General features: G+C 39.0%; 12 protein-coding genes and 1 pseudogene. 4 read left to right on the top strand and 9 right to left on the bottom strand.

Translation table 11 applies throughout. The annotated features are described in order from the left end of the window. The first annotated feature begins 4 nt into the window (after positions 1 to 4). A complete protein-coding gene (locus tag LG330_RS14850) occupies positions 5 to 295 on the top strand; it encodes a putative quinol monooxygenase (protein WP_404405143.1) in 291 nt (96 codons plus the stop codon). Positions 296 to 523: 228 nt separating this feature from the next. Then, positions 524 to 762: pseudogene (locus tag LG330_RS14845) on the top strand (gluconate transporter); the annotation flags it as partial. Positions 763 to 840: 78 nt separating this feature from the next. Here LG330_RS14845 and LG330_RS14840 read toward each other — a convergent pair. Together LG330_RS14840 and LG330_RS14835 are read right to left on the bottom strand one after the other, a co-directional pair. Beyond that, entirely contained in the window at positions 841 to 1155 is a 315-nt protein-coding gene (locus LG330_RS14840) for a hypothetical protein (RefSeq protein WP_404405141.1), read from the bottom strand. A 186-nt stretch (positions 1156 to 1341) separates the two neighbouring features. Further along, the gene (locus tag LG330_RS14835; protein ID WP_404405139.1) at positions 1342 to 1818 is read right to left on the bottom strand and encodes a sigma-70 family RNA polymerase sigma factor; all 477 of its coding nucleotides are present in this window, start codon (positions 1816 to 1818) and stop codon (positions 1342 to 1344) included. 345 nt (positions 1819 to 2163) lie between these two features. Between LG330_RS14835 and LG330_RS14830 the strand changes: the two genes are divergently transcribed. Continuing rightward, positions 2164 to 2655, top strand: coding sequence for a competence protein ComK (locus LG330_RS14830; protein WP_404405137.1), 492 nt, complete (start codon positions 2164 to 2166; stop codon positions 2653 to 2655). A gap of 84 nt (positions 2656 to 2739) precedes the next feature. Here LG330_RS14830 and LG330_RS14825 read toward each other — a convergent pair whose 3' ends face one another. The 7 genes from LG330_RS14825 to LG330_RS14795 all read right to left on the bottom strand — a co-directional run bounded on the left by LG330_RS14825 (position 2740) and on the right by LG330_RS14795 (position 11722). Then, on the bottom strand, positions 2740 to 3729 hold the full coding sequence (locus tag LG330_RS14825; protein WP_404405134.1) for a restriction endonuclease: 990 nt from the start codon (positions 3727 to 3729) through the stop codon (positions 2740 to 2742). Then, positions 3719 to 4084, bottom strand: a complete 366-nt coding sequence (locus LG330_RS14820; protein ID WP_404405132.1) for a hypothetical protein — start codon at positions 4082 to 4084, stop codon at positions 3719 to 3721. The genes LG330_RS14825 and LG330_RS14820 overlap by 11 nt, the downstream gene beginning before the upstream one ends. 379 nt (positions 4085 to 4463) lie before the next feature. Beyond that, the gene (locus tag LG330_RS14815) at positions 4464 to 5744 is read right to left on the bottom strand and encodes an IS110 family transposase (RefSeq protein ID WP_404405130.1); all 1281 of its coding nucleotides are present in this window, start codon (positions 5742 to 5744) and stop codon (positions 4464 to 4466) included. A gap of 178 nt (positions 5745 to 5922) precedes the next feature. Next, positions 5923 to 8133, bottom strand: a complete 2211-nt coding sequence (locus tag LG330_RS14810) for a hypothetical protein (protein WP_404405128.1) — start codon at positions 8131 to 8133, stop codon at positions 5923 to 5925. A 3-nt stretch (positions 8134 to 8136) separates the two neighbouring features. Beyond that, positions 8137 to 9462, bottom strand: coding sequence for a hypothetical protein (locus LG330_RS14805; protein WP_404405126.1), 1326 nt, complete (start codon positions 9460 to 9462; stop codon positions 8137 to 8139). A gap of 490 nt (positions 9463 to 9952) precedes the next feature. After that, positions 9953 to 11104, bottom strand: a complete 1152-nt coding sequence (locus tag LG330_RS14800) for an IS4 family transposase (RefSeq protein ID WP_404405124.1) — start codon at positions 11102 to 11104, stop codon at positions 9953 to 9955. A 147-nt stretch (positions 11105 to 11251) separates the two neighbouring features. Next, positions 11252 to 11722: an immunoglobulin-like domain-containing protein gene (locus LG330_RS14795; RefSeq protein ID WP_404405122.1), complete on the bottom strand. Its 471-nt coding sequence runs from the start codon at positions 11720 to 11722 to the stop codon at positions 11252 to 11254. Positions 11723 to 11910: 188 nt separating this feature from the next. Between LG330_RS14795 and LG330_RS14790 the strand changes: the two genes are divergently transcribed. Further along, on the top strand, positions 11911 to 12801 hold the full coding sequence (locus LG330_RS14790) for a DUF6398 domain-containing protein (protein ID WP_404405120.1): 891 nt from the start codon (positions 11911 to 11913) through the stop codon (positions 12799 to 12801). The last annotated feature ends 129 nt before the right edge of the window (positions 12802 to 12930 follow it).

The raw sequence follows: 12930 nt of genomic DNA, 5'->3' as shown, positions 1-12930 counted from the left end.
AAACTTGGAACTTATAACCATTACAGTGATATTAAAGTCAATTCCAGGAAAAGAGAAGGCACTACTTGAAGAGTTAGTAAAAGTAGCAAAACCTTCCCGAGAGGAAAAGGGCTGCATAGAGTACAACTTACATGAGTCTCTCGAAAATGAAAGTGAATTCGTTCTTATTGAAAAATGGAAGAACCAGGAAGCTTTGCAACTCCATATCGAATCCGAGCATTATCAATTATATAGAAACAATATACAAGCTCTGATCGAAGGAAGAGAAGTGTATAAATTAAAAGCAATTTTGTAAAGGGAGGGTGTTCCAAAAGTATAAACTTTTGGGCACCTCTTTTTTCGCGTCCCTGTGTCACAAACTGTTTTGAAATAGAAGATGACAATTTAAAAAACGTTATCATCTTCAGGAATGAAGACATAACTGTTAAAGTCAATCGGATTGGGTGAATGTAACTGCTCGATGTCAATTACCAAAGCAGACCATCAACTTCTTTCCCAACACACCGCTCAGCTGTAAGCAATCTTACTGCCCCCGGTACTCGAAGCCGTCGACGTACCAGCACCTATGCTAGGCCTGCTTGTGATCTCAATTGCTTCAGGTGCAACAGTTTTTTCTCATGTAAACGACTCAGGATTCTGGCTTGTTAATCGATTCTTCGGCATAACAGAAAAGATACGTTGCAGACCTGGACCGTGATGGAGACCATCATTGGATTTGTTGGATTTGCGGTGGTGTTTAGCATGAGCTTGTTTATTTCGTAGATTGAGAAGTCTGGACCATACCCTGATTTCGCAGAAAAGTGAAGGCTGTATTTATCCCGGCCTTCACTTTTAACATCACTATTTCTGAGCAGCTTCCTCTTCCTTTTCCAGTCGCTCTATCTCTTCATGCGTCTGTGGAAATCCATTAGCCTGCCAGTCCGCTCTATATGCAGCATCCAGCTGTGTAAGATCCTTTTCTTCCTGATCAAAGTCCGCGTTCACACTCTCCTCCTGATCTACCTTTACACTATTTCTCATATCAGTATCTTCTAGTGTTTCAAAGTGTTCATCCGAAACCTTACTATTTATTCTTTTTTGATACCCCTTAATGGCGGTGAATGTACCAATAGATGTAATTGCACCAACTAAAATCGATTTTGTCGCAGTATTCATGATAATACCTCCTTGGTTATGACAATAAATTTTGCCTTAACTACCTAATACCCTTTTTACATAAAAATATGAGGGGATATTAAAGTTACAAGGGTTAAGGTTTGGTAACATGTATAAGACAGAGGAGTATGTAGAGGTATATATGTGCATGTATATGCTGGGGGCAGAGGTGCACATCTTATCATCTCAACTACGTATTTCTTTCAAACGCTCTATAGCACCCTTCTTCCATTTCTTCACGGCACTCACACTTACTTGATGCTTTTCCGCAATCTCTGTCATCTTCATATCATCCACAAACGTATGCCAGAACCACTTTTTCTGATGTACAGTCAGACCCTCCGCATAAGGAGCCAGCATATCAATCTCAAGCAGCTTATCCTCTGTAATATCCATATTCATTTGCCAGTACTCATCCGATTTAACCGTTTCCCGCTCAAGCAGCTTATTCTGCTTCCGCATCAGATCCAGCATGCCGCCGCGTATATATTGGTAGGCAAACGGTGGAAACTCACCATTTTCCTCCTGAAATTTCTCTGAAGCCTTCCATAACGCAATCCGGCCTTCCTGAAGGTAAAGGTCATGGTCCCGCGTGATGTGAAGTTTTTTCATCATGTGAAAAATCATCGGTTCAAACTGTTCATAGTGTTCTTCAAAAGTCATTTGGTTTCTCCATTATGGAGACGCGTCTGCCGGTTATTCCCTGGGTTATATGAAGCTTATAAGAAAGGCTCCCGGCTTGCGATTGAGCGTTTTGACCATTTGAGGTGGAAAAACTAAATAAAGTGTTATTTTTTCGTTTAGAAAGTGATAATTTGTCTTCAAAGAGTCTAAACACAGACATTTAGCATCATTAATTTCTTATATTTTACTAAAAAGTAAAAATATTTAAAATATTTGAAGGAGATCATCAAACTATGTCGAATATACAGGAGACGACACTTCTTAGGGACACTTCAATGACGCGTTAATAAACGTTTTGGCAGAGGCCGAACAGGGGAGAAATGGATGAAAGAAAATCACGTGGATTACATGATCAATCAGCAAACAATGGCAATTAGATGCGCAAGACACCTCGAGTACCAGACTCACATCATCGAAACCGGCAAAAGCTGCTACTCATCAATGACCTCACTTCAACTGATGGATTACGCCTGTAAAATGGGCGGCAGCACCTACAAAGGGCGTCAGGAATCCGTCAAATTCAAATTCAGCTTCTACAGCAAAATTCCAATCCTAATCAACCAGAATGAAGAAATCATCATGCTTCCGACCCATTCACCATCACACATCGATAACATCTGGATCTCACTTGAGCACTTTCATAGGGCTTACGAGCACCCGGAACAAGGGAAAGCGATTGTCGAATTCATCAATGGTGAACGGATTACCGTTAACTGCTCACTCAAAACCATCAACAAACAGCACCAGCGCGCCTCGGCACTGATGCTGCAGGAACTGCACTTTCCGAGAAAGCGGATGGTGATGCGGGTGGAGTAGGGGGTGGCGAGCGAAGGTTGGGGTCAGACCCTGCACTTCGCTGAGGCGAAGGCGAGGGTCAGACCCCGCCCTTCGCCACCGCTTTTAAACACCAATCCTTCCTAACACCTTATCATTAATCATCCCGCACAGCTCAGGTCCGTTAATCGAACGAATGCCTTCATCAGATCCAAGCTTTAAAGCTTCTTCAGCAAATGAATCCGCGAGTGTAATCACACAACCGGTGGCTGGGGTGAGGTCAGATTTAGTTTGCATGATTTTAATTAATTGATGGAAGGCATGTTCACGTGTTGTGCCCCGGTGCTTTTTTATCTGGACAAATAAGTATGATTTTGCGGGTCCGAATGGCGTTTCATGTTCACCATGATTAAAGAAAATCGCATCTGCATCGCCACCATCCCTGTCAAAACAGTTCCGCTTCACCAATTCATAACCATAGCGCTCGATCAGATGCTCACACATCTTTTCAAAAGACAACGCACTTCTGCTCGCATTTAGATGATAAAGCTGTTCCTGCATACGATTTAATGGTTGTTCAGCCAGACTTTCCAGATACTCTGTAACGGTGGATTTCTCAAATATATATTCCGGATTGTTTCTTAAAACAGTAAGTAATTGCTCAACAGGCTCTGCTAAATCTCCAGCTTTGTAAACAGGCATGCGCATACCTGGCAATTTACCGTACCATTTCACCAGTGAAAAATGATACATACTGATGCTCTTATCGAGGCCATACACCTCACTGACGCGTATGCCATGATTCAGGCTGTTCTCAGAGTTATCATTCCATACATAACAATCGGGATAATCAGCTGCTACAATCAATAATGTTAAATACCCACGCCCGGGAAAATGCGGCACCATCAGCACATCACCCTTTTTAAACTGACGCATCCGTTTTAAATTATTCGGTAGATGCTTTGACTTCAGCTTATAATGCGTTACCGTTTTAACTGAAAACTTCTCATCAGTCAGCGGGACCGCACCCCATCCCTGATAAAGGATGCTTTTGTTTAACAGCTGCTCTCTTAAAAATGCTCGTTTTGTACGATCAATTCGAAAATTATAAATCATCCTCATTCATCACCCTAACCCTTGATATAATGTCCTGCAAGTCCAGGTTGCCGTTATAATCCTCCCAATAACCTCTACCCGCAAGTGCATGAACGTTCATCTCCGGCCAAAGCAGCATACTTCCTAACTCCAGAATCCTTCCGCGCTCACCAGGATAAAGCAGCAAAAACCGATCATTCGACTCCTGCGCAATAATCTCTGGTAAAGCAATAAGGCGTTTGTAATAGCCACATTGATTTGTGCAGACAAGAGCGGGGAAAGCATCGACCTGGATAGAACAATCTTCGAGTTCAGTTATCTCCTCATAAGCGTCTTCGGATAAATTACTGCCGCACTTTGGGCATTTGTTTGACATAGGGAGTCCTCCCTCTTAAAATGTTGTTATACAAACGGTTTGAGCCGTTTATGGGGTGTCAAAAAAATTTTTTTGACACGATGATTAACAGTAATTTAAAATGCTGTTTTGATTTTACAGACATGAGATACGCTTCGCGGCTACTACTGTTATGAAATGGTAGTAGTGGGGGTAAATATGCGATGCACAATGGATCTCCGCAATACTTATGATGACGTACCCTCCCATGTCTCCGGGCATCTGTGTGCCAACATTCCTTCGTTCGGTCTAATCATAAGGCGGAGGCCGGCTATGCTCCTTTAGGGACTCATAGTCGAATGGAATGAATGATGCCAGCTTCTCCGTGTCATCCTTTGTTAGGCTGAGTCAGAATGGTTCATTACTCTACAGAAACCTTCAAGACTGGGATATCCTTCATCATAATCGCCTCATCGAACACTCTTTGTTTTGTCGCAATCCCATGTAAAACTCTTAAGAGTTTCCCGCAAGGTACAACGATTGATTGCTTTTTACGCAATGGATTCTCAGGTCGTGTTGTGTAGTAGTCATGTAACGTTTTAAATGCTTGATTGTGCCTAATCATGGGCATCATGACGCGGAATAAAAGGGCACGAAGCTTGCTTCTTCCACGTTTTGAAATCCGTTTTTGACCTTTATGCTGACCGGAAGAATTCTCTTTCAGTGTTAACCCCGCAAGTTTTATTAGTTGGCGTGGGTCCTGGTAGTGAGAAAAGCTGCCGATCTCAGCCATTAATTCAGCGATCGTGGCATCACCTAAACCATCTACACTCGCAAGCCACTCATACTCAACTGAGGACTGTGCCAGCTCTGTCAGAGAGGCAGTGACAGCTTCTATTTCAATCTGAAGCTGCCGGAAACGGCGAACCAGCGTGGCAATTTCCATACGGGCCATCGCTAAGCCTTCCGTCATCCCAATTGAGTCATTAGCTACCTCTATCAAACGAGCTCCTTTTGGCTTTTGAGGAGAAGATAATCCGTCTACCTTTCGGTAAAGGGTTAGTAGTTCCTCGAGACCTTTGCCCTGAACATCTTGTGGCAAAGGGGTCTGTTCAAGCGCTGCGAGCGCCATCTTCCCGAACGCCGGGAAAACCGTTCTGAATTCAGGGAAATAACGATCAAGCCAGCGAATCATCATGTTTTTGACCGATCCAAGCTCTTCAGTCAGTCGTCCTTTCAGTGTGGCACCAGTGCGGAGCTCTGCCTCGGCATCCCTCAGAATCCGCGGATAACTGAAACGTCCATCTTTCAATAGCCTCGCAATCACCAATGCATCCTTGCGATCGTGTTTGGTTGGCAGATTGTCATCAAGCTCTTTAGAGCGCTTGACGTGCATCGGATTTGTCATCGCGAGGTTAATCCCTCTGTCAGCGAGAAAGTAAGCGAGATTCAGCCAATAATGACCTGTAGGTTCAATACCAGCCAGCACCTCCGTTTTATCAAACTCTCTCATCGCTTCTAGAACGTTGTGATAAAACCCTTCAAAGCCCTCACGTGACTGGGAGATGGCGAATGGCTTCTTCAACATTCGACCACGATCATCAACAAAGCAGGCATAGTGCGTGCGTTTTGCGATGTCCATTCCAATAACGAGTGTATTTTCGGTGACTTGATTAATTTTGTGATTTTGTATAAAATCCATGGTGGAGTCCTCCTTGGTAACAAATTAGGGGTCAATTCTTAGTGCATTGACACCCCATATCCTACCAAGAGGGCTCTTTTTTGTTCAAGACCCCGAAAACTCTCCTAACAGGAATGCTCCTTTAAGAATAAGAGTGAAGGCGAGGGTCCGACCCCCGCCTTCAGTATGTGGCTTTATACTATTCTTTGTGATAATCAGTATCTTTAAAAGCATGTTCTAAAACTTTACTTACAAATAATCCATTGATGCCTCCAAGCATTATTTTCGCAAGGTGTGAACCGATTTTGACGCCATTAGGTAATTCGGATTTTATTACTACTTCTTCGGTAAAACCATTTTCTTCGTTTACTTTATCTAGCCCTTTGCAGTTGCTGATGAATACGGGTTTAATTTCAATTCTTTTATTGAATAAACCAAAGAAAAAGTCATACTCTTTGATAATCTTGCCACTTTCTGAATCAGTTTTACAGTTTTGGAAATTACAATCTTCAACTAAAATTAAAATATTATTTTTAGGGTTATGAAAATATTTACCTTCTATTAGAAATCCATCCTGCATGGATACTCCATTGAATAAGCATTTAGAGATTTTATTTTTCTTGGCATCTTTACCACCGCTGAAAATGATAGATGAACCAGGTATCACTATACCAATATCCATTTTCTCACCAACATGCGTAATATTATAGAACTCGCAAAATTCTATAGTAAAGCCGTTACCTTTTAAAATATTATTTTTACAATCAATGAACTGTGTTGTAGAAATTTTTACGTCTTCTCCAGAAACGATATTTTCACAATTATGAAATAAACATTGGTGAATATATATAGAGCCCATACTAATAGAATTATCTATGAGATCATTGCAATTTTTAAAACTGCTCTCGGTTATTATGACTTCACCGCCATACGAGCTAATACATTTACTTAAATTCTCAAAGCTGCAGTTTTGAAAATTCAAGTCGTGAGTTTGAAAAATAACTTCATCGTTGAAATCGATTTTATGGTCACTATAAATAAAACAATCTGACATCTCCAGGAGGCTATCACTTACAAAAACTGCGTCATGAGAGATAATATTTGTTTGCTCTTCACTAAATTTTATAAAAGTATTGTTTAATGATAATTTACTGCCGGCATAACCAGTGTAACTACACAAAAACTTTGATCCTGGTCCTAATATTTTACTATTGTCGATTGTTAGACTTGAGTCTCCATTTAAAGTGATGAAATAGCTGCAATTTTCAAAGGTACAATTTTCTATATGAATTTCATTACTTCTTAGAGCTTGTATAAATGGAGTTTCATCTATACTTTTGCATATAATAGTACTGTTTTTTAAGGTTAAGTTTGCACCCTCAGAAAGTGTAATTTCATCAGACAATTCACCTTCGTTATAATAGATGACACAATGATCAAATTCTATGTTACCCTCACACTGTATAAACGCTTCTATATGAACGTGAGCGTTTCGGAATTGTTTAACTTCATTTGAGGCAATATGCAGTATACTTGTAATCTGTAAGTCGTCCTTTACCATTATTTCGTCTTCTACCATTGGCGCGTCGATTTCCTCAAAATCAATAAAAAACGCTTCTTCTATTAATACGTCAAGGTTTTCAAATTGAGCTGTAAAACCTTCTTCACCTCTCAAATTATAAGTTAATAAAATAATATTTTTTGTTTCTTCCACTGTTTTTGACCCAAAATCGAAGGCATGCAGCAGTTCAGAGTAGTTCTCCATAAATTCAAAATTAAATTGGTTTAAAAATCCATACTCCATACAGGAATTTAACATCAATTTTTTTACTTCATTGTTATGAACTTGGTTTAAAGCTTTATCTATATCTAATTCTAGCGGCATAACATTAACGTATTTTAAAACAATATTCGCATAATCTTTTTGGGCAAGTGATACTTCATCAAACTGTTTCATTGAATATTGCAACAAACCGCCTAAAATCTCTAGTTCATGATCACTAAAGTCTTTTAATCCAGTCATTTTACTTAATCCGAGTAAATAACGTTTTTCTATTTCTCTGATTTTTTCAGCTAATATCAAGTCGTTTTCAGACAATCTCTCCATCTTACTGAAACTTTCTACAACCAGACCTGATAGCTCACTATCTCTTTCGGAAAGTCTTACAAATATTTCTAACATAATTTGTTGAGCTTGCGCCACGTTTGAAATTTGATCAGACATTCTGATATTATTTTTCTTGGAAAAGGTCACCATATCAAAAACTCTAGTAAACCATTTTTCATTTTTAATTTCAGTGAACTGTTCTTCAGAAGCATTGAGAAGTCTTTCAGATGCTAATTTTAAGTCATTATAATCGCAGTTATGATTATAGTAATGATGATCAATCGTTAATTCTTGAGTTTTCATGTTCTACACATTCCTTTTCATCATGTCATCAAATTTTGTGAAATTGTTATCAATCTTCTTAATCTCTTCCTGAATGATTTTTCTATCATTCGTGATCTTAATATGATCTTTTTGGATCCTGGAAATATAGGAATGCAGATTAACACTCATCCCATAGATATAACCAGCGCTATGTAAAATCGAGAGGGCAGCACCTTTTCCGAAAATTTCATCCAGCAAGTTAGAAACTGTCTTATTTAAATAGATACCAATTGCCATGCCAGCCACAAGACCTATTGCTCCTCCAGGGATGAAAAGAGAAGCAGTACTTACTGCTGATCCGACCATTGCACCCTTTAATGAATCAACCCCTACTTCTTTAAAAGCTTCTTCTCTGGATATTTCACCGTTTTTAAACTTTAAATAATTTTTTATACCGGAAACTGTAAAACCTACAGCAGCTCCAATCACAGCTCCTTGGAAAGCTTTATTTGCAATTTCTTGGGAGGTAAGTGTCGAATGAGCATCGCCACTCAGCATCTTATCTTTTAATCTGCCTGTAGAACTCTTCACTCCTTCATGAGTATTAATCTCACTAACTTTGAGTTGGTTCTTTGCTTGTCTTAGTTTTTCTGCATAATCAATATCACCCATGTTTATAGCTTTCTCTATATTTTGAGTTAATGCTTTATCCAGGGCCTTCTCAGTTCCATTAACCCCGGTAACTAGATCACCGGGGTTTAACGTGCCTTTTTTCAAAGCTTTTAAAACATCATTAACATTTCTTCCTAACCCATCAGTTCCTTGTGCAGCTTTAATTGTTGTTCTGCTAATTTGCTCTCCGGTAAATCTATTAATCGTTACGCCATCAACGCCTGGCGCATTTGTCATTCCTTCTCCCAAAAGGTTTGATTTTTGAAATAAACTACTCACTTGCTCTTGTTTCATTCTAAGCCAATCTATTTCCTGACCTGTTCCATTTAATTTTCGCGTTAAATTGTCTAACTGCCCTTTTGTTGCTTGATTAATGTACTGTTTAGCTTGCTCTGCACTAGAAAAAACACCTGATTTATTAAAAGCATCTACATTTAGCTGTTTAAAAACTTGTACATCTCTTACATATTGATGGGTTCCCTCATAAGCCAAATTACTGCCAATGATCTTATTTACACTACGTGCTACACCATCCAGCGCTTGAGAAGAAATAAGATGGTGCTGAGCAGCTATAGATGTAAAATTAGCTGCTTCTCCCAGTAAATGCGGGTTTTTCTCCAACTGAACCTTGTAACATGGACATAGTTCATCATTCTTATGTATCGCCTTACACATAGAACAGTAGCTATCCACCATCCATCACCCCTGAGATTAAAGTCTGATATAAAATAGGAAAATATGTTTACTAGATAATATAATAATACTATAATCGGTTTATTTTTACAGAATAAAATGAGATGATTTAAATATATTATTTATTTGTAATGCTAATTGCTTAGTGAAGGCTGGGGTCAGACCCCATACCCGTCAACTTAATAATAGTTGATAAGTATCCGTTGAAGAAACGAGTTGGTGGACCCTAGCGTTTATTGACAAATCTTATGTGGAATCTAAAATTAGGCATGAGAAACTAAGCCTCTATCGAGACTTGTTTTTTTCCATATGGGTTCAGACTACTTACAAGTTAAAAACCCTGCACATGATATCCATGGCAGTTTCTTCAGATTTTCTTCTGTCTTTGAGTCCATGTCGCGTGAGTATGCTTATAATTAGTTTGGTATGGTTTGCTTTATCAGGTCTCAAAAACTGTGGAAGATAGTCTCTTAGGAGACTCATCGCTTTATATTCACTGACTTCTTTTCTTTGATGTTTGAAGAGATATAACCTTGCTTGAAATGTCAGTTTTGAAGAAATGACAATCGCAATGAGCGTGCAATAAATGACATTCAAAGCGCTCTTTCTTCATTTTCTTAACGCAATGGATGTTAAAGACTGATTTCCAGGCTCTAAATAGAATTTCAACCTGCCATCTTAAGGCATACAAATCATAGACCTCTTGAGATGAGATTTCCTCATATGGTATATTGGTTAATACAACATTGAAGTTGTCTTTTAGGGGTGTGTCGCTGGTCAGAGCGCCACCCTGTTTTTTTTGTGCTTTTTTCCTTTTCTGCTTTCTTGTTTTTACTTGTTCATCAGATAACCGGTAAATAATCAGGCGTGGCACATACTGTTTTCTATGACTGATATACACATCATGCAGTTCTAATGACTGTTTCTTCTTTAATTCTTTACTCTCCTCAATCAAATCTACCTGTTCATACTCACCATTTATTTTCCGGTGTGCATGCGTTTCTGCCGCAAGCCGTGTGATATAGTAAGCACCTTTTCCTTCAATTTCGTTGATAGAATCTGATGAAAAATAACCTAAATCTCTAATGGTGATATCTCCAGGGAGAAGTGTTTCATTTAGTCTTTCATTAAAATGACGGTCGCTGCTTCTGCCTTCTTTGACGGGCATATGCATAAAAGATCCAGACAATAAATCATATTCTAACTGCACTTTGACCCCTGAAGCGTTGTGCCCTTTATAATCATTTCCGTAATCACTTGGTAAAGCAAACGAGGTAGAATCGACGATTCTAATTCTTTGAAACAGTCCTTCGTTCACTAAGGATGTAGGAATGTTGAGCTGTAAGCAGCGATAAAAAACTTCTTTTAAAAAACTTACTGCTTTATGAGAAAAACGTTGATTTAACCCTTCTTCAGAGATATCCACCTCTTGGTTGGCAAGCAGTTGTCCGCAAAGCCTGCCTAATGACCGTTGAAGAAAAGGTTGGCTTTCACCGAGACAAAGTTGGATAAAGGTGAAAGCATCTATCTTTCTTTCCCGCTGAATAAATTTTGTTGATTTTGCGATTTGATCTACTTGTTGTTTTGATAGTAATTTTTCAATTTCTTCAGTTAACAAATCAAATTCTTCTACTGTAGAACCCATTAAAAAAATCCTTCCTTTTAAAAAATGTAAAGGAAGGATAGTAAAAATATAGAAGAATGTAAAGTGAAATTCTTAACTTGACGGGTATGGGGTCAGACCCCGTACTTCAGTCTACTAGCGAATGCGAGGGTCAGACCCCGCCCTTGGCTATTCCACTTCAAATTCAGCTAACAATAAATATCTATTATTCTCGCCGTTCTCAGAAGAAGCTGTTATACTTTTTATGATCCTGTATGTGCCTTTGTCTAATTCTCCTTCACGCCATTTCCAAATTGCTCCCCATTCTTCAGTTCCAGCTGGTGGTAACGAGTATCCGACGTCTTCGAAGGCGGAATCTTTATTAGCAACCGGAACTTTATACCATTGATCATTTGATTTCTTTTCAAGAGTATAATAATTGCCGTAGACTCCTTCAACATCAGCCTCATTGGTAAGTATCAATGTAGCTCCTTCAGAAGAAACGGTTCCATCCTTCACTATCATCGTAACCCCTTCAAAATCATTCATCACTTCATTTTCACTAGCCTCCCAGTCAGATGGAACACTGTTATTGCTGCAAGCTGATAATAAAAAAATAGAAAATAAAAAAAGTAATATAAATACCTTCGAGTGTGTCATTCCAATTCCTCCCTTAACAGTTAGACGTTGTGAGTAAAGAAAAGTTACTGGTGAGTGAAGGCTGGGGTCAGACCCTTGCCTTCGCTCCTGCTGTCATTTATTGTGGTTGAGAGTAGGAATGAATCAGCGAAGGGCGGGGTCAGACCCTGTACTTCGTTATCTCAATCTTGCTTTTAGGAGGGGATTAGATGGATCGCATGGAAGAGAGAAAAGCAGAGTTGCTTAAGTTGACTAAGGATTTTTGTGACCGGCATTTGAATGAGGAGTATGAGGAATTGACTGGTCATTTAATTGAGTTAATGAGCAAAGAGGAGAAAGTTCTTTTTATGAAAGGACAGCTCAATATTTGGGCTGCAGCGGTGGTTCATGCGGTTGGTTTTGTGAATCGGTTATCGAGTTCAAAGCGTGATCCTTACGTGCCAACTGAAGAGCTTTTTGAATACTTTGGTGTTAAAGCGGCAACTCCGATGCAAAAATCAAGGAAGCTTAGGGAACGATTTAATATGAATGTACTTGGTAGTGAGTTTGAAACGAAGGCTACAAGACAGAACTCTTCATTTAACAATATAGGTATTAATGTTTTGTTCAATCTGAACCCAGATTATAAAAATGATATGGAACAAGGCAGTGAGAGACCAATTAGTGACTCAACAAATCATGATTTTTCAAATGAGGATTGGTCCATTCTAGAAGATTACGAAGAAGAGATAGGAAAAGTATTAGGATTTAATGAGTTAAAAACAGGAGTAAAATATCCGGATCAAAAAATTGGTGATATGTTTTATGTTGATAAGCAGAATTTGTTGAAGTTTTATCATTATTTAGATGAACGTTTTTCGTTTCCAATAGAAGGCTATCACAGCAGTCAGATTGGGCCTCAGATATATATGTTTGATGATTTGACTTGTACGGCGTTCGATCAGAAGATTAAAGTTGATCCCGTGTATGGCATCATTATGGATTGTATTCACGAAGATGAACCTAAAAAAATGCCACTCGCACAGCTCGAAGTTGAAGAAGATCATGACGCGTATCATTTGTTGAAGCTTTATCATAAATGGTTTTTTAACTATAAGTAATTGTGAAGTGTGGGGGGTCAGACCCTTGCCTTCGCTCTAGCTTTCAACAACGAAGTGCAGGGTCTGACCCCGCTCTTCGCTATCACATGAATAAAAAGAATCAAAAATATCGTTCTCCTATCTACAACT

It is taken from the genome of Jeotgalibacillus malaysiensis (genome assembly GCF_044789845.1).
Lineage (GTDB): Bacteria > Bacillota > Bacilli > Bacillales > Jeotgalibacillaceae > Jeotgalibacillus > Jeotgalibacillus malaysiensis_A.
Note: the sequence above shows the minus strand (reverse complement) of the source record. Positions and strands in the feature narration are given on the sequence as shown.